Consider the following 23,333-nt stretch of genomic DNA (forward strand, 5'->3'; position numbering starts at 1 on the left):
TTTGATCAGATTTCTTTTATTTTTTATTTCTGTTTATTTTTATTATGGATGTGCGTTCGTAGATGCGAACGTTTGTTCTGCGAATCTAGGATTATCGGATGTTCTAAACTCTACATCGATATCCAACTGTCCGAACAAAAAAAAACTCTGTGAGGGTGACTCATGTTTGGTCTTACTAGGTCTTAGTCCATCATCAAGGTTACCTTGGGAATTGGATGATGGAGAAGAGTTATCGGGAGGAAGGGCGATGACAAGTTTTGTCACCGATGCTCGCGCCTTCCTTCAATTTGGTAGAAATTCTCCCTTATCCACAATCTCTGATTTTACCGTAGGGCAAGCCGTTTTTGAAGTTCCATGGACTGCCGGTTTTTCTGCTAGTTTACCTGACCGGGATGGACTCGGGCCTTTTTTTCATACCAATTCTTGTTTGGGATGTCATGTGGGCAATGGAAGGGCAGTGGAGGATGATGGAGATCCGTTGGTTCTCACCTTGGTTCGGTTAGGTGTTGGTCCTAGGGGAAATGATCCAGAACCTGTTTATGGTTCACAATTCCAACCGAATGCAGTCGCCGGTGTCACTCCAGAAGGAGATGTTCATTTGGAATATGATACCATCAGCGGGACTTATCATGATGGGAGTGCCTACACACTCAGAAAACCCAATTTGGTATTTAGTGGGCTCGGGTATGGACCTATGGATGGAAATCACAAAACATCAGTTCGGTTGACACAACAAGTGATTGGTCTTGGACTTTTAGAAGCTGTTCCTGAAGAAACCATTCTTTCTCGGTCTGATCCTATGGATTTAGATGGGGATGGAATTTCCGGAAGACCCAATTATCTTTGGGACCTAACCGGGAGTGGAAAATCTTTAGGGCGGTTTGGATGGAAGGCAAATACATCCACTCTCAAACGCCAAAACTCAGCCGCTTTTTCCGGTGATATTGGAATCAAAAGTCCTATGTTCCCTGGGGAAAACTGCTCGGCTTCGCAGACTGCTTGTGCGAGTGCAGTGAGCGGCGGAAGTCCTGAAGTTTCGGAAGAGAAAATTTCTGCCATTACTAAATATATGCAATTGGTAGCCGTGCCAGTTCGTCGCAATGTGAGTGCATCGGTGATACTTACGGGGAAAAAACATTTTTTCTTTGCAGGGTGTAACAAATGTCATGTGGAAAAGATGGTAACCTCGGCAAGTCCATCCATTCCCCAACTTGCAGGTCAAATCATACGTCCTTATACCGATTTGCTTCTGCATGATATGGGAGAAGATCTGAGCGATGGGAAGGCCGATGGGGAAGCGAGCGAAAGAGAATGGAGAACGGCTCCTCTTTGGGGGATCGGACTTTTTGGAACTGTGAATGGGAGAGCTCGTTACTTACATGATGGTCGAGCCAAAACATTGGATGAGGCCATCCTTTGGCACGGAGGCGAAGCCGAAAAAAGTAAACAGTACTTTTTAGCACTCAATGTTTCGGATCGTGCCAGTATGATTCGATTTTTATTATCCTTATAACGATTTGAGTTGAGTTCCTTAAAGAAGACAGGGATGGAATGAAAAAATTCATTCCTGTCTTTTGAATTAACACTTGTAGGCAGATTTTTAAAATCCTAAATTTGTCTGGCATGCAAACGTATCGGAAATTTTTTCCTTTTTTTTTCGCCCTCAGCCTCATTTTGAATTGTGATCCAGGTTCCGCAAAGGATGATACAACGGCCGTAGAGGAAGTTGTGTCAGAAGAACAAACCACTAAAGAACTTTTGGAAAATCTAAATTCCTCTGATCCTTTCACTCGCTCGCAAGCGGCGATCCAATTGGGGAGTCGGGAAGAACGTTCTGCCATTCCTAAATTAAAAAAACTTTTATCAGATAAAGAACCGGGAGTTCGGGCGGGTGCTGCGATTGCTCTTGGAGATATAAAAGACAAATCTTCCACCCAAACCATTGCCAACTTACTCTGGTCGGACTCTGAAAACCCAAAAGATGTGTATTTGGATGCCCTCACACGAATGAAAGACCCTTCTATTGGAAGTCGAATCTATTCTTTGTTAGATGATACAAATCCCACACTGCGTTTGCAAACAGTGGATGCTTTGGTACAAATCGGTGCCCATACTGTTGGTCCGCAGATTTTAAGTTTGGCTTTAAAAAACAAAGACCGAGAAAAAGACAAAACTTATGCGATGGCACTCGGAAAATTAAAAGTCACTTCTTCTGAATCTTATTTAATTCGACTAACAGAAACCCAAGATGAATCACCAACCCTTGCTGCCGCCTATCTGGCTCTCGGTAGAATCAAAGCTAAAAAAGCAAATGATGTGCTTGTTCGTGCGCTCAAACTTCCCTACAGTAAAGGAAAAGAAAATGCATCGGTGGCTCTCATTGAAATTGGCAACCCTGTTGTGGTTTCCCAAGTTTTTCCCTTCTTGAAATCTGATGATCCAGAAACCAAACTCTATGCCACCGATGTCCTTTGTTCCATTCCCTCTAAAGAAGCGGCTGAACTCGCTTTTTCGTTGTTAAACGAAAAGGAGACAAAGACTTGGGGGAGTGCGGCAAAAATTCTTGGCCGACAAAAATTCAAACCCGCTAGGAATCGGATCGAAGAGTTATTAGAAAAACCATCCACCCCAGAACGAGATAGTTTTGCCGAAGCTCTTGGTTGGATTGGTGATAAAGCATCTGTTCCCATCCTTAGAAAGGTTTTGTTATCAGGTGCAACAGAAGGGCCTTATGGTTCGGCTTGGGCACTCGGAATTCTTGGAGCCAAAGAAGCAGTTCCGGATCTCATCCAAGCTCTCGACAAAGGAGACGCCAAACTTATGGTCTATGCATTAGAGGCTCTTGGTTCCATAGCAGATCCCTCCAGTTTGCCCAAACTAAAAGAATTACTTTCCGAAAGACCGAAAATGGCTCCGCAAATTTTATCTACAGTGGCATTGATCACAACAGACGAAGCACGGATCCTCATTGAAGAGGCAACCAAATCGAAAGATGCCGATGTATATAGGCCTGCAATGGAAGAGATCGCCAAACGAAAGGACAGGAAATCCATTCCATTATTATTAACTTTTGTGAATGGAGAGGACTCCGAAAAACGAAAACTCAGTTACTATGCGCTAACTGCGATCACAGGACAAAAGTTTCGCACGGCTAAAGAGTGGAACCACTGGGCAAAAGAAAAATGAGAAAAATTATATTCGCAATCAATATTTCAACGGATGGGTACTGCGGCCACGAGGGTATGACCCCCTCAGAAGATGTTCATAAATACTTCACCAAACTTTTACAAGATGCAGGTCTGATTCTTTATGGTCGGACTACCTATGAACTTATGGTGCCTTATTGGCCTGAGATCGCGAAAAACCAATCAGAGTCAGAAATCACGAATGAGTTTGCCCGTGTTTTTGACTCACTTGATAAGGTATTATTTTCAACCACATCAGAAAAGCCTCAGGATCAAAATACAAAACTTCTGCGAGGAAACCTGATCGAAGAGGCGATTGCTTTGAAAGAAAAACCGGGAAAGGATATTTTTGCCGGTAGCCTAAGCATTGCCTCCCAACTTTCCAAACATGATTTAATTGATGAGTATCGTTTTGTGATCCATCCGGTGGTTGTTGGAAGAGGACCAAAGTTATTTGATACGGTAAAGTTATCAGAAAGTCATTATTTGGAACTCGTTGGTTCGGAAACGTTTTCTTCTGGGGTGGTTGTTCTTCATTACAAAAAACTGACTTAAGGAAAAAACTTATTTTTGTCTTGAGTCAGTTCCGTGATCCCCATAAAATCAGTTCGAAATAAAAGGAGAAGAAGATGGCAGTTGCAAAAAAGAAAAGTAGTTCTAAAAAACCAAAACCTGGTGTAAAAAAAGTAGAATATATTGGTTCACCGACTCAAACTATCACTCCCTTTCTTATGTTCAATGCGAACATCGAAGAAGTTGCCAAATTTTATAAATCCATATTCAAAAAATCTAAATTTCTTGTCGTCAATCCCACGCAGGCGGAATTCACTTTGAATGGTCAAAAGTTTTTTGCCTTCAATGGAGGGCTTGGCTTTCAATTCAGTTGGGGTGTCTCCTTTATGATTAGCGTGGAAACACAAAAGGAAGTGGATCATTATTGGAATGGTCTTCTTGCTGATGGTGGTAAAGAAAGTATGTGCGGTTGGCTTCAGGACAAATTTGGAATGTGGTGGCAGGTCACACCAAAGATTCTTTTGAAACTCATTTCTCATCCCGATCCAGAAAAGGCCGAACGAGCCCAAGAAGCAATGCTCAAGATGCGTAAAATTGACATCGCTGCATTGAAAGCAGCCGTCGCTTAATTTGCGTGATCGTTCCATTTAAGATTAAAAAATATTCAGGAAAACGAACAAACAAATTACAATGACAAATCCAATGGGCAAAACTCAATTCGCGTATGAAACAATCGTTGGTTTACAAGTAAAAAACGAAGACTTATACACTGATTACCGAAAGGCAATGACTCCTCTATTGAAACAATATGGAGGAGGGTTTCGTTATGATTTTAGAATTAAGGAAACACTCATTAGTGAAAATCCAAAAGAGATTAACCGAGTGTTCTTAATTTTTTTTCCAAGTAAAGAAACAAAGGAACGTTTCTTCGCGGATCCCGAATATTTAAAAATCAGAGAAACCTATTTTACGCCTTCCGTTGCATCCACAACCATCATTTCCGAATATGACCGGTTCCAATAAGTTAGGGACTACGAAACGAAAGGTTAAAAATCAAATCCGCTTTTTTTAACAACGAAGGTCGCTAATCAGTTCAAAATTTCTAGCCATAGGTACATTCTAAATGACTTGGAAAGTTGAATCGTGGTAGTGAATCTACTTTCAAATATTTGATTCTTCTTTGTTTTTTTCAGATCTTTTTTCGGATTCTGCAATCATCCCATCCCAGTTTGGAAATGGATCTTCGAGAGATGCCCATTTTGTTGGCCCCGCTTTGTATTCGGAATCACTGAGCAGGCATTTGTCGAGAGAGGCTCGTAGTTTCTTTTCATCCATATCTCTTCCAATGAGAACAATCTCTTGGCGTCTATCTCCCCAAGGTTCCAACCAATGGGCCTGCAAATTTTCGAATACATCGGGATCATCCGGAATCTCTTCCTCGGGAATACTCGCCCACCAATATCCTTCTGGTTTATAAGAAGATAGGTTTCCGGCTTGGGAGTAGAGGATCACCCAATCCATTTTCGTTGCAACCCATACAAAACCTTTGGCTCGAACGAGGCCTGGTTTTTCCGAATGTAACCACTCGTAAAATCTAGTTGGATGGAAGGGGCGTCTATTTCCATACACAAAACTTTTGATTCCATACTCTTCTGTTTCGGGGGTATGTTCCCCGCGGAGTTCCTTCAGCCAAAGAGGAGACTGGCTTGCTTTATCAAAATCAAATCGACCTGTATTTAAAACTTTTGTCAAAGGAACTTTGCTATAGTCAGTGGTGATGATCTCCGCATCCGCATTTAAGGATCTTAAAATCGTAAGGAGCCGATTCTTTTTTTCTTCCGACAACAAACTGATTTTATTGACTATGATGGTGTCACTAAATTCCACTTGGTCCACAAGTAGATCCACAATGTCTCTATCATCTTCTTCTCCGGCACCTAATTCACGTTCTCTGAGCGAGTCCAAACTTTCAAAATCTTTTAGAAAATTAAGAGCATCCACTACCGTAATCATAGAATCTAGTTGAACAAGATCAGACAAACTCACACCCGATTCATCAGCAAAGGTAAATGTCTCGGCAATGGGAAGGGGTTCGGAAATTCCAGTGGATTCAATCAGGATCGAATCAAATTTTCCATCTTTGGCAAGTTTGGTGATCTCAATGAGTAGATCTTCCCGAAGAGTGCAACAAATACATCCATTCGACATTTCGACTAGTTTTTCGCTCGTGCGACTGAAACTGCCACCGGAAGCCACAAGCCTCGCATCAATATTCACTTCGCTCATATCATTGACAATGACGGCGACACGAAGCCCCTCCCTGTTCGAAAGGATATGGTTCAGTAGGGTGGTTTTGCCAGCTCCTAAAAATCCAGAGAGGACGGTCACAGGAATTTTTGGTTTCATCGAGATTTCCTTAATGCAATATAGTTGCATTTGTTTTCTCGGGGAATTCCTGTCAATCAGTAAACGCAATTTTGTTGCATTTGATTGCGAATCTTAAACTAGGACTTTACCTTAAAAAGATGAGGAAATCCTTGCAATTTATGAACTAAGTTCAAATTCTTTCGATATGCAATTGGATTCTTATTACTTAAAAGCCACAAAGACCATCAATTCCATCCGTACCACCCTCCTTGTGATTTTTATTTTAGGAATTCTCGGGAGTTTGGGATCTCTGCATAGAAACCAACTCATCATGATGCTTTTCACCACCTTCTTTTATGGAATGGTGGCTCTCACACAATTCATCCTTCTAAAAAAAGGAAAGAATCCTCATGCCTTTTGGTTTGTTTTCATTGATATCATTCTCATTGGTTCGAATACCTGGGGACAAAGTATTCTTGATTTGGATATTGCTTCTTCCGCTCTAAAGGATGGGGTGAATTATATTATATCGTTTTTTATTTTACTCTATTCTGGTTTTCTATTTTCTTCCCGCCAAACCTATGTTTTGGGAGGAATGCTTGCGGTGGTGCAAATTGGGTCTTTAGTTCTCTCCGCAAAGACAGGGATGGAATTTGTGGATCGAAACGATACCCATAAAATGGCTTATTCCATTTCCTTACCTGTAGAAATTGTAAAAGTTTTTTTTCTGATCATGGCCTCTGTCGCCATTGCTAAGATGGTGGGACTCCTCACATCCATTCGGGATGAAGCCATCCTTGGAAAAAATACATCGGAAGCACATTCCAAAGTAATGGAAAAACAAAAAGAAGCTATGGTAGAAACAGGAGAAAGTTTAAACCAATCAGTGGCTTCCTTAAAAGTTTTTGCCAATGATTTGAATGGTTTGGTGCAAAACCAAGCGGCTTCTATTGAAGAAATCTCGGCTTCCTTAACAGAGATTTCTCAATCCACAGAAAATTCTTTTTCCTTTGTCAAAGACCAATACAAACGCATTGAAACTTTGAACGAAGAAAGTATCACCTTAGAAGGAATTGTCAAATCCGTTCGTATAGAAATGGATTCGATCTCAGAACAAATCAACGAATCTTCTAAATTTAGTAATTTAGTGACGGGTTCCATGGAAAACTTAAACTCCATTTTAAGCGAGGTGAGTTCCAGTTTTCAGAAAGTAGAAGACGTAAACCAAATCATGAAAGAGATCGCCGACCAAACCAATCTCCTGGCACTAAATGCATCCATTGAAGCGGCAAGGGCAGGGGAACATGGTCGTGGGTTCGCTGTTGTGGCCCAAGAAGTTGCCAAACTTGCCGACAATTCAGCAACCAATGCCAGTATCATTTCCAAAACCATTCTCAAATCCAAATCGGATTTACTCAAAGGAAATACCTCGGCGAAAGATGCCAACGATCTCGCACAAAACCAAGAAAAGGAAATGTCCAAAATCCAAAATAAGGTCATTCATTTTAATGAACAGTTTGTCGACTTACAAAGATTAAATGCTCGGGTTGTGGAATCACAAAAAGAACTAAAAGACCTTTCCTCTCAACTAGAAACCATTGCCAAAGAACAGTCATTGGGAAACCAGGAAGTGATGCGGGCCGCAGAAAGTATAGAGGATGCCGTCCAAGTTGTAGCTGAAAATACAAGGGTCCTTTCGGAACATATTGAAGACATCCAGACTTTGGCAAATCGCATCAAGTAATCCTTGTCTAACACCATTAACTTAACACCTTCCCCTTTCGTTCAGGCCTTGGGATGGGAAAACTATTTGTAATTCTCCTCCCCAGTTTGATCATTGAGTGAAAGTCCTGCTTTAGGAGCCGACAGTATGATTTCGAATAACTATTTTAACGATAACGATGACCTGATTGATCATTTTGATTCCCTTACCCCTTGGAATGAGGTGGTAGACCAATACGAACAAGGTTTTGAAGACTTTGCCGAATACCAAAAATCAGGAAAGGAAGAACTCGCTTTTGCTCCTGGAAACTATGAAGACGCCATTGAATTCTACCGTTCTACTTTGGAAGCCGGTGGAGATATTGCCGGAAACGACATCTCTCAAATCGCCAAACAAATGGATGAAGAGGGACTGAAATACAAAGACGGACAAGTGGGATTTCCTAAAGCCATGCTCGATGTGGTAGAAAAAATCAAATCGGCGGGACTCCTTCCTTACGGAATCCACAGACATTACGGTGGGCTCGGCCTTCCTTCTGTCGTACAATCGATGTTATCTGAATGTGTCTCTCGTGGAGATGGATCTCTTGCGATCACTCTGGGATGTATGAACCTTGCAGAAACGGTAGAACGATTTGGAACCGATGAAATGATTCATGAATTTGTTCCGAAGATGGCTGCTGGTGAACTTTGTGGGGCTATGGCACTTACAGAACCAAACTACGGATCGGACCTTCCTAACTTACAAACCAAAGCGATCAAAGGCGAAGACGGAACTTGGAAGATCACTGGAACTAAACGTTTCATCACTCATGCTTGTGGATTTGGATCCGCACCTTCTATCATTCTAACACTTGCAAGAACGGGAAATACAACCAGTGGTGCTCGTGGTCTCTCTTTCTTTTTAGTTCATTCCAAAGATGTATTTGTAGCATCTATTGAAAAGAAGATGGGACTTCACTGTTCTCCTACTTGCGAAGTGGTTTTTGAAAACAGTCCTGGAATTCTCATTGGGGAAGAAGGGAAAGGCCTTGTGAAATATTCCATGGCCATGATGAACCAAGCACGACTCAACATTGCTGCCCAAGCGATGGGGATTGCTACTGCTGCTTACTTCGAAGGAAGAAAATATGCAGAAGAAAGAGTTCAATTCGGAAAAACCATCAACAACATCACGGCAGTGAAAAAGATGTTGGAAAGAATGGAACGAGAAGTGGCTGCGATGCGTTGTATTTTATATGAAGCAAGTTACGCAGTAGACCAGTATCGTTGGAAAGAAGAACGAGGAAAAATGAAAGGTCTCACAGAGAAGGAAATCAAAAAAGATGAAACCTTCAAAAAATGGGAAAAACTTGCCTCACTCTTCACTCCACTTTCCAAATACTATATCACAGAAATGGCAAATCTTGTTGCTTATGATTCCATGCAAATTCACGGCGGATCGGGTTACACGGAAGATTATGATGTAGCACGTTTGTATCGTGATGTGCGAATCACTAATATTTACGAAGGAACCACACAACTCCAAACCGTTGCTTGTATCGGTGGAATTGTTTCTGGTATGACAGAAACTGGAATTTACCGCGAATATTTGAAATCGGAAATGGCTACTTTTACTTCGAGCCAAGGCCTAAACGACCTATTCAAACAATTTGAAACCGTTGTGGCAGAATTTGCAGAAATTGATTCCACTCCTCTTCGTGAAGAGTTGGCTTTTGAAGTAGTAGAGTCGGCAGCACGTTTTCACAATAGTTTGTTACTCGAAAGAAGTATTGGCAGGTCCAAGGTAGAAAGAAGAAACTATCGTAAATCGATCTCTGATGCTTACATTCTTGACAGTTCGGCGATCCTTGCAGCGAACCTAACAAAGATTCGTGGAAAGAAAAAAGCTCCCGTCACTGCATAAACCAGTAGATCATTCTCCTCTTCTTCCTTGTTACGCTTGTTTTATGGGAGAAGGGGAAGGACTTGAATCTTCGAATAAACCTGACACTCGGATCTCTTCTCCTTTTTCTTGGAGGGGAGATTCTTATCCTCCCATCCTAGATTCAGAAACTCCCGACCATTTGGATCGGATTCGTAATTTGGGAATTCCTTATATCTTCGATATCCACACTCATTTTTTTCCTGAGACCGTGATGAAACTAATTTGGCGTTGGTTTGACAATGTGAACTGGGCCATTGGTTATAGGCTTCCCGAAGCGGAAAGAGTGGAGCGGCTCCACCACAATGGGATCAAACGATTCACCACTCTCAATTATGCACACAAAGCCGATATGGCTTCGTCTTTAAATGATTGGACTTATGCTAATTTCAAAAATTGGAAAGGGGCCATTCCCTTTGGAACTTTTTATCCAGAAGAGGGTGTTCTTACTTATGTAAAAAAAGCTGTGGAAGAATATGGGTTCCTTGGTTTTAAACTCCACTGCGAAGTTTCCAAACTCAATTTAAACCGACCGGAACTTGGGGATACCTTCTCGTATTTGCAAGAGAAACAAATTCCCATTCTCATTCATACAGGAACGGCACCCCTACCGGGCGAGTTTACAGGGATCGAGTTCTTCAAACCATTTCTCGAAACCTATCCTAAGTTAAAGATCATTGTGGCCCATATGGGAGCCAATGAAATCTCCGCCTATGCTTCGTTACTCGATACTTATCCAAATTTAAGCCTTGATACCACTATGGTTTTTGTGGACTTTCTCGCGACAGGGAAAGCCGAAGATGTGGACTCGGCCGTATCGTATTTGGAAACCTACCAGGATCAAATTTACTTTGGATCTGATTTCCCAAACATCCCCTACAACCTAAACCACCCCATCACTCGGCTTTTGGATCTACCCATCAGTGATCGGGCCAAACAAAAAATTCTCTATCAGAACGCAGAAAACTTATTTTTTAAATGAAACGTGGTTGCATTTGCAACAGTGTTGCAAATGATTGTTCCACAGAGGTATTTATGAAATTTGCCAAGCTTTTCCTATTTTCTACCATCCTTTTCTCTGTTATGAATTGTGCGGAACTCTTCCAGTCACAAGATAAGAAGGATAATAACGACGCACTATTTGCTCTCCTTTTGAATGCCGGTTGTACGGTGACTGATGTTTCCTCTCCTTCCACCGGAAGAAAGATTGATTTCACTGCTTGTCGTGGTGATGCGAATGCGGCTCTTGCTGCCAGCGGCTTTTCATCCTCTTCTGTTTCTCTCAGCGGTGGCCTTGTAGGAACTGGATCTAGTTCTACGGTTTATACAAATGCTTCTAGTTTATCGAGCCTTGGTGGAGATAAAAAAGCAAGTATCGAAATCGTTTATGTGCTTTCTCAAGGCGATTCCAGTTTGGATGCCATCCTTCCTTCCACTACGAACTTAAGTGGACCAGGCTTTCATATTTTACCAACAACTGTGAATAAAATCGCAACGAATGGTACCAATTCTGCTTTAGGAACTCCTAGAACTTGGTCTTCTTCTGTATCTGCTGAAAAAACACTTTGTTTAGAAGTCCACCAAGAAAGTGGGAATGCCCATGTATTTGGTTGGGAGTCCGCTTGTGCCGCTGCTAGCCGAGGCACTTACCAATTTGAAGAAGATGGGGTTGCCGCTGATTTTGGTGGAGATAGAATTGGATTGCGGATCAATAAGGCTACAGTAAAATCGATCACAATCTATTCCAGTAACATTGGAACCGCAGGTTCCTTTCAATAGATTCTAAAATTTAAGACACAGTGAAACCAAACCATCGTTTTTCAAAAGTTAAGCTTGGGGGAGTGATCCTCTCCCTTTTGTTTTCCGCCCTTCTTTTTGCCGAGACAACGGAATGGGAAAAAGAATTAGAAAATAAATTACCAGCTAACAAAAAGGCTACGGTTGTATCTCAATCCAAAACGGATACGACTGGCTCTGATTGGGAAGCGGATTTAGAAAAAGACTTACAAGACCAAGAAAAACGAGAAAAGGGAACGGAAGGTAGCAGGGGAATCTCCTCTCCTGTCCAATCCAACCAACAGGTCAACCGGTCGGCACAGAACCTTATGATGGATGCTTATGCTGCCCTCGACATCGTGGGTGCTTGGGACAGAAACAAACCCCGGGGAACAGGGGAGAGGATTGACAACCAACTCGACATCCGCACCGCCGAATTTGGGTTTAACGGGGCCGTTGACCAGTGGATGCGTGGAACTTTTGTGGGAGCAGCCCACGGGGAAAACGGTAAATACAATTTTGAAGTCCACGAAGCTTGGGTTCAATTTCCTTTTTTACCTTTTAATACTTCTCTGAAAGCAGGACAGATGTTTATCGATGTGGGTAGACTCAATAAAATCCATGCCCATGACCGCGCTTTTACCATGACACCGATTGTTCACGAAAAATTTATCGGTTGGGAATCGGCCATTGATACAGGAGCCGAATTTAGTATTTTATTTCCTTGGAAGCTCATCACTCAAGAACTTGTGTTAGGTGCCACGAACGGAAGGAAATGGGGACACTCTCATGACGCGGGAGTTCAAAAAAATAACCCACTCATGTATGCCCACTTAAAACATTTTTATTATTTTGGAAACAACTGGGGCACCCAATTTGGATTTTCAGGGATTCGTTTTGAACCCACAACAGAAAGAAAAAACCAAAGGTTACTTTACGGGGCCGATGCAGTCCTTCGTTGGAACCGGTCTAATTTGAGTGAGATAATGCTTATGGGAGAGGCTTGGTACCAACAAGAAGTGTTTCCTTCCAGTATGGATCCTGTTACTTTTCAAAAAACCAAAGCTCCTACAAAAGACCAGTGGGGAGCTTATGGATTCATTGATTTTAAATTCCACCAATTGTGGTCTGTGGGTTTTCGTTATGATTATTTTACGGACAAGTCCCTTGTGGATAAAAATGGGGATCCAGCAAAGAACGCCATTGAAGCCCAGTCCTTTCAAATGACCTTCCATAGTTCTGAATTTGGAAAGGTACGCGGATCCATCGAACGTCGTTACATCCAAGACTATTCTCGCACTTCGCAGGAAGAAACAAGAGAATACAGATTTTATATCCAAACAGTGGCAGTGCTTGGCTCTCACCCAGCACACAGTTATTAAGTCAAAAGGTAAGTTATGTTACAGAAAATGTTTTCCAAACAAAGATCCGCATTTTTCCTCTTTAGTTTTTTTCTTTCCCTCTTTTTTGGCCAGACTCTCTCGGCTAAAGTATCCCTTGTCACAAGCCTTCCCGATATCAAATACATTGCCGAACAAATTGCCGGAGACCGGGCCGAAGTTTCGGGAATGATTCGCGGAACCGATGACCCACACTTTGTAATGACAAGGCCCGACTTTCTTGTGAAACTGAGTGAAGCCGATGTGCTTTGTGTGATTGGTCTGGATTTAGAAATTGGTTGGATTCCTTACCTCCAACAACAATCCCGCAATATCAAAATCCAAAAAGGACAACCTGGGTATTGCGACACTTCCTTTGGAGTGAAAATCCTTGGTGAACCTACGGTGATGATGGATCGTTCCATGGGAGATATGCATATCTATGGAAACCCTCATTATTGGAATGATCCTATCAACGCCATCCAAATGGCTCAAAATATAAAAAATGCCCTCACTCGTGTGGATCCATTGAATGGGGAATACTACGAAGGAAATTTTAATTCATTCAAAAAACGCCTCATCCAACTCACAAAAGAAGAAATGAAAAAAATGGAACCATACTTTGGACTGAAAGTGGCCGTTTTTCATGACCAATTTGTCTATTTGGCCTCTCGGTTTAAATTCAATGCCAACTTAACCATCGAGGAACGTCCAGGAGTTCCACCTTCTGTCCGTTATATGGACCAAGTCATTAGTTATATGACAGCAGAAAAGATAAAAATTATCTTGATTGGACCCTATCACAATCCAAAGTATGCTGAGTATGTGTCGTCAAAAGTGCCGGGATCTGTGGTGGTCACACTACCTGTCTCTGTAGGGGGAACTCCCGAAGCCAATACTTACGAAGACACACTCCGGTTGATGTTACAAAAAATACGTGATGCAAGCGACAAAACCAAATAGCTTAGATAACACCAAAACCTTTATCCATACGGATCTTTTGTCTGTGGGTTACCGAAAGGAATTTCCTGTGGTATCCGACATTCATTTGCATATCCATTCCGGCAAAACCTATGCCCTTGTCGGGGGAAATGGTGCTGGAAAAACCACACTCTTTCGAACTCTAACAGATCTTTTGCCACCACTTTCCGGATCCATTTCCTTTTCCAAAGAAATCACAACATCCTACGTTCCCCAGGCCAAACGAATGTCTTTGGAATTTCCTTTGCGTGTGCAGGATGTATTACTCATGCCAAAAAACATTGGCCTCAGTTTTCTTCCCAAAAAGAAATTTTCTGAAGAAGATATGACACTCATTGAAAGAACAGGTGTTAGTTCCATTTTAAAAAAACAAATTTCTCTTTGTAGTGGGGGGCAATTACAAAAAGTCCTCATCCTTCGTTCCCTTCTTACCAAAGCCAATTTGATATTTTTAGATGAACCCATGGATTCTTTGGATCATAATGCCCGTGAACTTTTTCAAACTGTTTTGTCCGAATACCTGCGAGAAGGAAATCGTTCTCTATTTTTTATCACTCATAGTTTGGAACATGATTGGGGATTTGGGTTTGATGAAATTTACGAAATAGACGAAGGGAAACTCTACAATATCACCAGTGGAGAACGGCCTCCGAACTGCCACCATCATGACTAATATTCTTTCTAGTTGGACTTTGTTTTTACCGCAAATGGTAGTGGGTAGCCTTGTTGGGGCTCTCCTATCGGTTCTGGGAATCTTAATTGTGCTCCGTGGGATGACATTCTTTGGAGTCACCCTTTCGCAAGCAGTGACTTTTTCTGTCGCCTTATCCTTGTTTATGGAGTGGCCCGGAGAAATATTCCCCATTGTGTTTTCTTGTATTTTGGTCTTTCCGCTTTTGTATGTGAGAAAACTTCGAGGGATGAAAGAAGAGGTCATCCTCGGCATTCTATTTGTATTCTTTTCTGCGGCGTCGCAAGTTATGTTGGCTCTCGGTGGGAATGTACAAAACCATTTGATGGCAGCATTTTTTGGCGATATCTTAACTTCCCAAGTGCGGGCCGATTCCTTTGGAATCTATATCGCAGTTTTCTTTTTTATCCTCTACTTAAGTTTCTTTCGAAGGTTTCTTTTTATCAGTTTTGATCGAGATGAATACAAAATCCAAGTGGGAAATCCCCTTCCTTTTGACTTATTGTTTTATATCATCCTTGCGGCCTCTCTCACAGTCGCTGTAAACTTACTGGGAACATTTTATAGCATTGCCCATTTGATTTTGCCTGTTTTTGCTCTCCTTCCTCTCATTCGTTCCTTGAAACTACTGACCATAGTTTGTGCTTTGTTTTCCGTCTTTGCTACCATCTCCGGGTTTCTCATCTCTCTTGTGGGAGTGGAGCGAAATGGGGAACTGATTTACTTTCCCACATCCTCAAGCATCATCCTGGTTCTTTGTGCTTTGGCTTTTTTTCTCCACCTAATCCGATTCCTAACTACTTCCGTTTTTTCCAAATCTGTCCGATAGATATTCTGTGGAACTAATCCCTTGCAATACCTGCGGACAAAACCGCTTCCGTTCGATTTATACCAAAGAAAGTCCACTCGGTGAGTCTTTCTCGATTGTCGCTTGCGAGTCTTGCGGGCTTGTACAAGTGAACCCACAACCCAGTTTTGCCGATGTCAAAAAATACTATGATGATTCTTATTTTACCCAAAGAACAGAACGTGGGTATGATAATTATTACTCAGATAAATTACGAAAAGAGATCTCTCGTGTTTTCCAACTCAACCTAAATGATTTGGATTTTTTTTCCTGGGAAAAGGACCGTCTCTCTCCTCTCTCGCAAACTCAAAAACTTTCTTCTTTGGACATTGGCTGTGCGGCGGGTTACTTTGTGGCCTACCAAAAAGACAGGGGATACGATGCCTATGGAATTGAAATTGCCGATGGCCCTGTTCGTTTTGCTCGCGAAACTTTAAATTTAAATATCTTCCAAGAGAACTTTCTTTCTTGGGATCCGACTTTTCAAAACCAGTTTGATGCCATCACCCTTTGGGCGACCATCGAACATCTGCACCAGCCAAAAGAGACTTTGGCAAAAATCCAAAAGCATTTGAAACCGGGGGGAGTCCTCATCCTATCCACTTGTCGGTATGGAATCCTTGCGAAACTCGCCGGACTAACCTGGCGGTATTTGAATGTTCCCGAGCATTTGTATTATTACTCTTACCGGGGATTAAAAAACCTACTTTTGGATTTGGGGTATGCACGTCCCGTTTCCTTTACTTATGGAAGTGGGATGACCACTCGCCCCGGAGCGAGTGTTTTTTTCAAACTCCGGAAGTGGGTGATGGATCGTGCGGTGAAATGGTTTGAGATTGGCGATATGATGGTGTATATGGTAGAAAAAAAATCACTCCACTCCGAGTGATTTCAAAATGTCTTCCACACAAAAGGCAACCACTTCATCCAGGTCGGCTGTCGCATCCACGAAGATGGTAGACTCTGGTAAAATTGCCAAATAGTTTTGGTAGATACGAATTTGTTCCGAATCCACATCAAAAACTTCTTTCTCTCCATTGCGAGCGGTCCTGCGTTCATGGGCTTCTTCAGGAGAGAGGTCTAAAAAATAAACACGGTTGGGTTCTGGAAATCCTTTGTCTTCATTTTTATACAAAATGTCAGCGGCATGTTCCTCATCCCGACCTTGGTAGGCTGCGGTGGAAAAATAATATCTATCTTGTACAATAGATTTGCCATCCTTTAACGTTGGTAAGATGACTTCATTCACGGAACATTCGCGGTCAGCGATAAAGACCTCAATTTGTTCCTCTTTGGTGAGTTTGAGTTTCCCTTGTAAGAATTCTCTGATCTTTTTTCCGTGCACACTGTCTGTGGGTTCTCTATGCCAGAGGTTAGGAATGGATTTTGTAAGGAGTGTTTCGGAAACCAAACGAGAGACGGTGGTTTTCCCTGAACCATCGATCCCTTCAAATACAAAGAACTGATTATTTTTTGGCATATCCCCTCCATTATAAGAATGGTCGTTTTTTCCTCGACTTATTTACTAAACTCGGCAATTTAGTCTAAGGAGCAAAAACATGAAAAAAATTTCGTCTATCCTAATCATTGCTTTTTTGGCTGTATTTATGATTAACTGTGCCTCTGAAGAAGTTAAACAAACACCAGTTGTGGAAGAACCAAAACCTTCTAAAAAGCCAAAATTGGATGAGTCTTTCAAAACAAGAGCTAGAGACATTAAGTAATTACTACTCAAAGCGGAAGCCATCCCGGGCAACTTGGATGGTTTTTTTTTACCATTTTGCTTATTCAGTAAGCACCATTTCCTCTTTTTCCCCCACTTTGTTCTCTAATGCCTCTCTCTTAAGCAAAATGCAGTAATATTCCCTACAATGCTTACTGGTACCGATCTTGCAATATAGATTCTGTATCCATCTATGATCACAGAAAGAGAAAGTCATAAATTCTTACGAGAATGGAAAGATTTGTTGTCTGGCGGAACTCTCGTTCCCGTTTTCCAACCCATCCTCTCGTCCGAATCCACTGGTATTTACGGATACGAACTTTTAGGAAGGCTTTCCACACCGGAAGGGCTTGTCAGTCTTGGAGATTTCTTTTTATCCCAAACCTTTGGTTACGATGAAATCTTTTATCTTAAAAAACAAGTCGACGAAGAAATTCGTTTTGCTGCCTTACAAAAGTTCGCGAAAGAAGCACCACCCGAAACCAAGTTATTTTTAAATATTTCACCGAACGTAATGTACCATGCTCTCTTACAATTGGAAACAGCACTCCCGCAAACCATTCGAATGGTCAGAGAAGTGGGTGTGGATCCGGAGCGGATTGTCATTGAAATTACCGAAGAACGGTTTCCTCACAACTTAGAACTTTTGCGACCGGTTCTGAATTTGTATCGGCAGGAAGGATTTTCGATTGCTGTTGACGATGCCGGATCGGAAGCCAGTAACTTAGACCGGATTGGACTTTTTCATCCAGAGATTATCAAAGTCGACTTACAAATGTTACGTAGGTCAACCTTCTCAAGAAACTTCAAAGAGATTTTACTCAATTTATCAAAGTTAGGTGAGTCTCTCGGAAGTAGTCTTCTTTTTGAAGGGATTGAATCGGAAGACGAACTTTATAATGCTCTAAACTATGGGGCCAGATACATCCAAGGGTTTTATTTTGCCAAACCAGAACCATACTTTGCCAAACGTTTTGAATACCGAACAGAGATGCAGTCCTCTCTCGAATACTTTCATGCTCGCAAACAAGGAGAGATGAATCGTCAGATTGAATGGGAAACCCTTTGGAAGGACAAACTTTCTGAAATCATGATGGGGTTTACCGAAGACAATGGAATTTGGGAATGGAAGGGAGATTTTGAAACTAATGTTTTTGGAGATGGAAATTTCTTTCGGATGTACATCACAAACCCATTAGGATTCCAGGTCTCACCCAATTATTCGCGGGACCAGTCCGGAAAAATGGAACCGGACTATTCCTTTTTAGGTAAAAACTGGTCCTTTCGGCCTTATTTTTTTGAACACCTTCACAAATCCAAAACCAGTCGAGATGCTTGGACTCTCTCTCAAATGTATCATGACATTTCCGAACGGATGATGTTACGGACATTCGCGAGGAACCTCTCTGAAAACTTGATTTTATTTATCGATGTGGTGGTCTCTCGTTCCTGAAAGGTTTTGCGAAAATCCCTCTCTCGGTGGATACTGGCAGAAGATATGGCAAAAATACAATTTTTGCAATTACCAGTTCCGCCACCATCCTACTATGCAGCCACCGGAAACGTTCCTTTAGCAGCTGCTAGTTTGGCGAGTTGCCTCGAATCCAAAGAAGATCCAGTCCTTGGGGTGAGTCCTTATGTCGTTTCTCCAGAAGATACCGATTCTTTGGGAGACCGGGAACTCATTGACCGAATTGCCAAAGAAGGACCTGATTTTCTCGGACTCTCTCTTTATTTATGGAACACAGAACGTAGTCTTTATATTGCAAGAGAAGTTAAAAAACGAAATCCAGAAACAACCATTCTTATCGGTGGACCCGAGGTCAATGAAGACAACCCTTATGTTTTAAGCGAAGAGGGTTATGACATTGCTGTATCCGGCGAGGCAGAACATAGCTTTCGTTCTTTGATGCGCGCCTTACTTTCTAAGTCTTCCTTGGAAGGTTTAGAGAATGTGGCTTACCGTTTAGATAACGGATCTCTCACTTCCTTTGGAAAACAAGCGGCAGCAGACTTTCCTTTGACTGACTTTCCTTCTCCTTATACCACTGGACATTTGCAAGTGGATCCCAGACGTTCCACTTATTTAGAAACGGTGCGTGGTTGTAAATCACAGTGTACTTATTGTTTTTATCCTAAATCTTCACAGAATCTCCGCACCTTAGACATTCCAGAAACCATTCGATTGATTTCGAACTTAAAAGAGAAGGGTGCCAAGGAACTTGTATTCTTAGATCCCACTTTCAACCATAGACCAGGCTTTGAAAATTTTTTAGATGCCATTGCGGAAGTGAATTCGGATGGAAGTATGTCTATGTTTGCCGAATTACGTTCGGAAGGTGTGACACCGAAACTGGCAACTAAACTCCGTAAGGCGGGATTTACTCGTGTGGAACTGGGACTGCAATCAGTAAATGAAGAAACCTTAAAACGAGTCAAACGTTACGGCAGCCCTCATAAAGTAGCAGAAGTGGCCAAGATGCTTGCCGGAGAAGGGATGGAGTTGTTACTTGATCTCATCATTGGACTCCCCGGGGACAAACCCGATGATGTGGAAAGAGGAATCCATTTCTTTTTAGAACATGGACTGGGAGAATGGGTGCAGGCCTTTCCATTGTCTGTCCTTCCGGGAACGGCGATGCGTAGGGATGCCGAAAAAGAAGGACTTTCCTTTATGCCAACACCCCCATACCGCATCATCCAAACTCCCACTTTTAGTCCTCGTGATTTGACAGAGTCCTTATACTTTGCCGAAGATTTACTTGAAAGAAGGTTGGATGAATTCCCAAGACCGTTTTTATGTGCTGCCTTATCCAAAAAAAACGATCGTATCGATATCGCATTCACTGATTCTAGAAATCATTCTGCGTCCGGAAAAAACTTCGTTTCAGAATCCAGTTTGTCTTCCTGGTCGGGGAGTCGCCATCACAGTGTTTGGTTCCACACAGAAGATCTTTCAAAAGACCTTTCTCGGATTCTTTCTCTGATCGAGGAACGAATCACGGCCGAACCTTTTTGTACCGTGGATTTTGTTTTGCCTTTGGTTTCTCTTCCGAAACCCAAAGAGATGACAAAACTTGTTTCTATTTTGGAAACCAAACGAAATTCTTATCTTTCTCGAACCCTTGCCCATAGAGGTGAAAACCTCCAACACCGTTTGGTTTTTGTATTCGATGGAAACCATTCCGAATTAAAAAACTGGCGAGACCGAGAGTTGGATTCGACATCATTTCTCATTTATGAAACCATTCCTACAAATCGAATTCGCAGTATTGATCCATCTAAGGAAGCTTTCTATTTGATCGAAGGAGAAGAAATCGATGCCTCCGACTTTGCATTTCTCAAAGAAGAAATGGATTCAGAGGCCATTACCTTTTCTTCTCGGAAATTAGAAGAAAAGTGGTCTATGGAAGTTTTGGGTTATGGGGAACTTTGACTTAAGGTTTTAGGGTTTGTTTGCGAAAGAATTCTACGTTTTCTAAAAATCTTTTTTTCTCACCCGAACGAGAGGAGTGACCTGCAATCGCAAGACCCACTGTTAGGTGACCCTCATGGTTTTTGGTAATCGTTTTAATGGTTCCAAAAGCGGTGAGAGGTGATTGCATTTTAAAAAATATATCAAACTGAAATCCAGAAAGTTTGGGAAGGCTTTGCATTAAATCAGGATGGTCTACGATCACTTTCAATCCTCCCTCAGAAATATCAATCACCGGGAACTTTCCATCCGACTTAATCATATTGGAATGACGAATCCGGTCCACCATTTCAAAACATACAGTTTTCATTTCCATAGCTTTCAGTAAATCAAAGGTTTCTGTTTTACTTTGCATCTGGATGTAACCAATGGGGATGGATTCTTCTTCATCAGTTAGATAGAGAATGGGTAAAATGAGTTCGGATTTGATTTTTTGGTTTCGTTTGTTATTGATTTCTTTCGCGATATCTTCTTCGATTTCTTCCGAAAATACCAAAAAGTCTTCGTTAGGTGAAGATTCGTAACATTTTTTATCTGTCGCATCTTCAAGGAGTAGGCCTTTCTTCGTTTTTTTGATTTGGCGGATGATTTCGTTGTCTTCGCTCGAGTTAAAGGTGGAAATTTTAATAAAATCAACCGAGTTCTTTAACTTTGTTTCATAATCCTGGAAGTTTACCTTCACTGCTGTGGGAACATGGAACATATCTGTTTCGATTTTTGCTTTGCTGGAGACCACATTGGTGATCCAAGCGGAACCAGGAGGAACAGGAATCCTGGAACTTTCTCTGTCTTTTTTGGCGATCGCAATTTTATCTAAGTGTAAAACGTATTGAGACTCCGCCTTTTCTTGTTCGACGGTGCATTCTAGGTGGAGGTATCTTCCTAGAATTTTATAAAGAGTGATTTTTTGCCCCACAGAGAGGGACATGGTTGGACGTACGCTGACTAGGATTTTGTTCCCGTCTGCAGAAACTTTTTTTAAAAAACAACTCTCTCCGGTATGGATATTGTCTTTTAAACTCAATTCTTGGTTTAATAAAAATTTCGTCAAAACATGGAGTTTTTTTTCAGTGTCGGAAAAAACATCCAAAGATCGCTTACTTCTTTCTAGTGTATCCATAAAAGGTCGTTACTTACTAATATCGGACAAATTTCTCCTGAAATTCTCTTGCACGGAGAGTTTTCTTACCTAAAGTAGAAAAAGGAAGGATAATTATGTCAAATCAACCCCTACCAGGATCGGAGCTTCTCGACGGAGTCAGTGGACAAGAGCTCTTCTCGGTCAACATGGGACTCACGTATCGGGATTTTTTAGTTCTACCCGGTTATATAGACTTTAACCCGAGCGATGTAGAACTAGAAACCAAACTTTCCAAAAATATTTCACTCAAAAGACCTCTTATGAGTTCGCCCATGGACACAGTCACTGAGTCCGAGATGGCGATCGCACAAGCACTTATGGGCGGAATCGGAATTATACATTATAACAACAGTATCGACGAACAGGTAGATCTCGTTCGTAAAGTAAAACGATACGAAAATGGATTCATCAAAGATCCAATCCTTCTCTCTCCTGAACATACACTTGCTGATTTGGATGCTGTCAAAGAAAAATACGGGTTTAGTGGGATTCCCATCACTGAAGATGGAACCGCCAATACTAAGTTAGTTGGTATTGTTACCAACCGCGATGTGGATTTTGAAAAAGATCGTAATATCAAACTAGGTAAGGTGATGACTACGGAACTGATCACCGCAAATGTTGGGATTAGTTTACTGGAAGCCAACGATATTTTAAGAACTAGCAAAAAGGGAAAACTCCCTCTAGTAGACAAACAAGGCAAACTTGTAGCACTGATTTGTCGCAGTGACCTGAAAAAAAATAAAGAATTCCCTCAATCTTCCAAAGACGATCAAAAGAGACTGCGAGTGGGTGCGGCCCTTTCCACCTTACCTGAGTCACGTGATCGAATGGCGGCTCTAGCTGGTGTTGGAGTGGATGTCATCATCATTGATTCCGCTCAAGGAAATTCCAGTTACCAAATGGAAATGATCCAATGGATCAAATCCAATTTTCCAAGTATTGATGTGATCGGTGGTAACGTCGTGACCAAAGCACAAGCAGCAAACCTCATTGCCGCGGGTGCGGATGGACTTCGGATTGGTATGGGACCCGGTTCCATTTGTATCACTCAAGATACAATGGCCGTGGGTCGTGCGCAAGCAACAGCTGTTTTCAAAACAGCGGAGTATGCACAAGCACATGGAGTTCCTGTGATTGCTGACGGTGGTATTTCCAATATTGGGGACATTGCCAACGCTCTTGCGATTGGTGCTTCTATGTGTATGATGGGTTCTATGTTTGCAGGAACAAAAGAAGCACCTGGTGAGTATTTTTATGAAAATGGAATTCGTCTAAAGAAATACCGGGGAATGGCAAGTTTAGAAGCAATGAGTAAAGGTGGAGACAAACGGTACTTCTCCGAGTCACAAAAGATCAAAGTCGCACAAGGTGTTTCCGGATACGTTGTGGATAAAGGATCAGTTCTCAACCTCATTCCTTATCTTGTGCAAGGACTCAGACAAAGTTTCCAAGATATGGGATTTAGAAACATCCAAGATATACATAAAGCGTTACGGGAAGGAAAACTTCGTTTTGAACGAAGGACGGAATCGGCCCAAGCACAAGGTAGTGTTCACGGTTTGTATTCTTACACAAAACCTTCTATGAGAGCGGAATAAAAACTTTA

21 protein-coding genes are annotated in these 23,333 nt (G+C 41.8%); 18 read left to right on the forward strand and 3 right to left on the reverse strand.

The genetic code is table 11. The features are described 5' to 3' along the window. Position 1 precedes the first annotated feature (1 nt). The 5 genes from JWG41_RS15215 (at position 2) to JWG41_RS15235 (ending at position 4,721) form a co-directional block, all read left to right on the forward strand. Positions 2 to 1,513, forward strand: coding sequence for a di-heme oxidoreductase family protein (locus JWG41_RS15215; RefSeq protein WP_408611762.1), 1,512 nt, complete (start codon positions 2 to 4; stop codon positions 1,511 to 1,513). Positions 1,514 to 1,623: 110 nt separating this feature from the next. Then, a complete protein-coding gene (locus JWG41_RS15220) occupies positions 1,624 to 3,186 on the forward strand; it encodes a HEAT repeat domain-containing protein (RefSeq protein ID WP_205270780.1) in 1,563 nt (520 codons plus the stop codon). Next, the gene (locus tag JWG41_RS15225; protein ID WP_205270781.1) at positions 3,183 to 3,740 is read left to right on the forward strand and encodes a dihydrofolate reductase family protein; all 558 of its coding nucleotides are present in this window, start codon (positions 3,183 to 3,185) and stop codon (positions 3,738 to 3,740) included. The genes JWG41_RS15220 and JWG41_RS15225 overlap by 4 nt, the downstream gene beginning before the upstream one ends. Positions 3,741 to 3,814: 74 nt before the next feature. Next, the gene (locus JWG41_RS15230) at positions 3,815 to 4,327 is read left to right on the forward strand and encodes a VOC family protein (RefSeq protein ID WP_205270782.1); all 513 of its coding nucleotides are present in this window, start codon (positions 3,815 to 3,817) and stop codon (positions 4,325 to 4,327) included. 73 nt (positions 4,328 to 4,400) lie between these two features. After that, positions 4,401 to 4,721 carry a DUF1330 domain-containing protein gene (locus tag JWG41_RS15235; RefSeq protein WP_232374042.1) on the forward strand — a complete coding sequence of 107 codons (321 nt, stop codon included), beginning with the start codon at positions 4,401 to 4,403 and terminating at the stop codon, positions 4,719 to 4,721. 138 nt (positions 4,722 to 4,859) lie between these two features. Here JWG41_RS15235 and zigA read toward each other — a convergent pair whose 3' ends face one another. After that, positions 4,860 to 6,104, reverse strand: a complete 1,245-nt coding sequence (zigA, locus tag JWG41_RS15240) for a zinc metallochaperone GTPase ZigA (protein ID WP_205270784.1) — start codon at positions 6,102 to 6,104, stop codon at positions 4,860 to 4,862. Positions 6,105 to 6,270: 166 nt separating this feature from the next. Between zigA and JWG41_RS15245 the strand changes: the two genes are divergently transcribed. The 9 genes from JWG41_RS15245 (at position 6,271) to JWG41_RS15285 (ending at position 16,274) form a co-directional block, all read left to right on the forward strand. Then, positions 6,271 to 7,809: a methyl-accepting chemotaxis protein gene (locus tag JWG41_RS15245; RefSeq protein ID WP_205270785.1), complete on the forward strand. Its 1,539-nt coding sequence runs from the start codon at positions 6,271 to 6,273 to the stop codon at positions 7,807 to 7,809. 126 nt (positions 7,810 to 7,935) lie between these two features. After that, on the forward strand, positions 7,936 to 9,693 hold the full coding sequence (locus tag JWG41_RS15250) for an acyl-CoA dehydrogenase family protein (protein ID WP_205270786.1): 1,758 nt from the start codon (positions 7,936 to 7,938) through the stop codon (positions 9,691 to 9,693). A 43-nt stretch (positions 9,694 to 9,736) separates the two neighbouring features. After that, positions 9,737 to 10,693: an amidohydrolase family protein gene (locus JWG41_RS15255; RefSeq protein WP_205270872.1), complete on the forward strand. Its 957-nt coding sequence runs from the start codon at positions 9,737 to 9,739 to the stop codon at positions 10,691 to 10,693. Between the two features lie 53 nt (positions 10,694 to 10,746). Beyond that, a complete protein-coding gene (locus tag JWG41_RS15260; RefSeq protein ID WP_205270787.1) occupies positions 10,747 to 11,490 on the forward strand; it encodes a hypothetical protein in 744 nt (247 codons plus the stop codon). 20 nt (positions 11,491 to 11,510) lie between these two features. Then, positions 11,511 to 12,869, forward strand: a complete 1,359-nt coding sequence (locus tag JWG41_RS15265; protein WP_205270788.1) for a TonB-dependent receptor — start codon at positions 11,511 to 11,513, stop codon at positions 12,867 to 12,869. A 15-nt stretch (positions 12,870 to 12,884) separates the two neighbouring features. Beyond that, a complete protein-coding gene (locus tag JWG41_RS15270; RefSeq protein ID WP_205270789.1) occupies positions 12,885 to 13,829 on the forward strand; it encodes a metal ABC transporter substrate-binding protein in 945 nt (314 codons plus the stop codon). Then, positions 13,807 to 14,520 (forward strand): metal ABC transporter ATP-binding protein, encoded by a 714-nt coding sequence (locus JWG41_RS15275; protein WP_205270790.1) that lies wholly within the window; start codon positions 13,807 to 13,809, stop codon positions 14,518 to 14,520. The genes JWG41_RS15270 and JWG41_RS15275 overlap by 23 nt, the downstream gene beginning before the upstream one ends. Continuing rightward, a complete protein-coding gene (locus tag JWG41_RS15280; RefSeq protein WP_205270791.1) occupies positions 14,513 to 15,367 on the forward strand; it encodes a metal ABC transporter permease in 855 nt (284 codons plus the stop codon). Before JWG41_RS15275 ends, JWG41_RS15280 begins: the two co-directional genes overlap by 8 nt. Before the next feature lie 7 nt (positions 15,368 to 15,374). Beyond that, a complete protein-coding gene (locus JWG41_RS15285; protein WP_205270792.1) occupies positions 15,375 to 16,274 on the forward strand; it encodes a class I SAM-dependent methyltransferase in 900 nt (299 codons plus the stop codon). Here the strand turns inward: JWG41_RS15285 and tmk are convergent. Then, on the reverse strand, positions 16,257 to 16,865 hold the full coding sequence (gene tmk / locus JWG41_RS15290; RefSeq protein ID WP_205270793.1) for a dTMP kinase: 609 nt from the start codon (positions 16,863 to 16,865) through the stop codon (positions 16,257 to 16,259). The genes JWG41_RS15285 and tmk overlap by 18 nt on opposite strands. A gap of 79 nt (positions 16,866 to 16,944) precedes the next feature. Here tmk and JWG41_RS15295 point away from each other — a divergent pair, with 79 nt between their 5' ends. The 3 genes from JWG41_RS15295 to JWG41_RS15305 all read left to right on the forward strand — a co-directional run bounded on the left by JWG41_RS15295 (position 16,945) and on the right by JWG41_RS15305 (position 20,544). Next, positions 16,945 to 17,109: a hypothetical protein gene (locus tag JWG41_RS15295; protein ID WP_205270794.1), complete on the forward strand. Its 165-nt coding sequence runs from the start codon at positions 16,945 to 16,947 to the stop codon at positions 17,107 to 17,109. 192 nt (positions 17,110 to 17,301) lie between these two features. Further along, on the forward strand, positions 17,302 to 18,561 hold the full coding sequence (locus tag JWG41_RS15300) for an EAL domain-containing protein (RefSeq protein WP_205270795.1): 1,260 nt from the start codon (positions 17,302 to 17,304) through the stop codon (positions 18,559 to 18,561). A 45-nt stretch (positions 18,562 to 18,606) separates the two neighbouring features. After that, on the forward strand, positions 18,607 to 20,544 hold the full coding sequence (locus JWG41_RS15305; RefSeq protein ID WP_205270796.1) for a B12-binding domain-containing radical SAM protein: 1,938 nt from the start codon (positions 18,607 to 18,609) through the stop codon (positions 20,542 to 20,544). A 1-nt stretch (position 20,545) separates the two neighbouring features. On the opposite strand, the gene JWG41_RS15310 is transcribed toward JWG41_RS15305, so the two are convergent. Continuing rightward, complete coding sequence (locus JWG41_RS15310) at positions 20,546 to 21,703, reverse strand: DUF1577 domain-containing protein (protein WP_205270797.1); 1,158 nt, start codon at positions 21,701 to 21,703, stop codon at positions 20,546 to 20,548. Between the two features lie 95 nt (positions 21,704 to 21,798). Between JWG41_RS15310 and guaB the strand changes: the two genes are divergently transcribed. Continuing rightward, positions 21,799 to 23,325 carry an IMP dehydrogenase gene (gene guaB, locus JWG41_RS15315; protein ID WP_205270798.1) on the forward strand — a complete coding sequence of 509 codons (1,527 nt, stop codon included), beginning with the start codon at positions 21,799 to 21,801 and terminating at the stop codon, positions 23,323 to 23,325. Positions 23,326 to 23,333 lie beyond the last annotated feature (8 nt).

The organism is Leptospira chreensis (genome assembly GCF_016919165.1).
Taxonomy (GTDB): domain Bacteria; phylum Spirochaetota; class Leptospiria; order Leptospirales; family Leptospiraceae; genus Leptospira_A; species Leptospira_A chreensis.

Bases quoted from the DNA above. Each gene is read 5' to 3' on its own strand.
- JWG41_RS15220 (WP_205270780.1), top strand. From the start codon at position 1,624: ATGCAAACGTATCGGAAATTTTTTCCTTTTTTTTTCGCCCTCAGCCTC.
- JWG41_RS15225 (WP_205270781.1), top strand. From the start codon at position 3,183: ATGAGAAAAATTATATTCGCAATCAATATTTCAACGGATGGGTACTGC.
- JWG41_RS15230 (WP_205270782.1), top strand. From the start codon at position 3,815: ATGGCAGTTGCAAAAAAGAAAAGTAGTTCTAAAAAACCAAAACCTGGT.
- JWG41_RS15235 (WP_232374042.1), top strand. From the start codon at position 4,401: ATGGGCAAAACTCAATTCGCGTATGAAACAATCGTTGGTTTACAAGTA.
- zigA (WP_205270784.1), bottom strand. From the start codon at position 6,104: ATGAAACCAAAAATTCCTGTGACCGTCCTCTCTGGATTTTTAGGAGCT.
- JWG41_RS15245 (WP_205270785.1), top strand. From the start codon at position 6,271: ATGCAATTGGATTCTTATTACTTAAAAGCCACAAAGACCATCAATTCC.
- JWG41_RS15250 (WP_205270786.1), top strand. From the start codon at position 7,936: ATGATTTCGAATAACTATTTTAACGATAACGATGACCTGATTGATCAT.
- JWG41_RS15255 (WP_205270872.1), top strand. From the start codon at position 9,737: ATGGGAGAAGGGGAAGGACTTGAATCTTCGAATAAACCTGACACTCGG.
- JWG41_RS15260 (WP_205270787.1), top strand. From the start codon at position 10,747: ATGAAATTTGCCAAGCTTTTCCTATTTTCTACCATCCTTTTCTCTGTT.
- JWG41_RS15270 (WP_205270789.1), top strand. From the start codon at position 12,885: ATGTTACAGAAAATGTTTTCCAAACAAAGATCCGCATTTTTCCTCTTT.
- JWG41_RS15275 (WP_205270790.1), top strand. From the start codon at position 13,807: ATGCAAGCGACAAAACCAAATAGCTTAGATAACACCAAAACCTTTATC.
- JWG41_RS15280 (WP_205270791.1), top strand. From the start codon at position 14,513: ATGACTAATATTCTTTCTAGTTGGACTTTGTTTTTACCGCAAATGGTA.
- tmk (WP_205270793.1), bottom strand. From the start codon at position 16,865: ATGCCAAAAAATAATCAGTTCTTTGTATTTGAAGGGATCGATGGTTCA.
- JWG41_RS15295 (WP_205270794.1), top strand. From the start codon at position 16,945: ATGAAAAAAATTTCGTCTATCCTAATCATTGCTTTTTTGGCTGTATTT.
- JWG41_RS15300 (WP_205270795.1), top strand. From the start codon at position 17,302: ATGATCACAGAAAGAGAAAGTCATAAATTCTTACGAGAATGGAAAGAT.
- JWG41_RS15305 (WP_205270796.1), top strand. From the start codon at position 18,607: ATGGCAAAAATACAATTTTTGCAATTACCAGTTCCGCCACCATCCTAC.
- JWG41_RS15310 (WP_205270797.1), bottom strand. From the start codon at position 21,703: ATGGATACACTAGAAAGAAGTAAGCGATCTTTGGATGTTTTTTCCGAC.
- guaB (WP_205270798.1), top strand. From the start codon at position 21,799: ATGTCAAATCAACCCCTACCAGGATCGGAGCTTCTCGACGGAGTCAGT.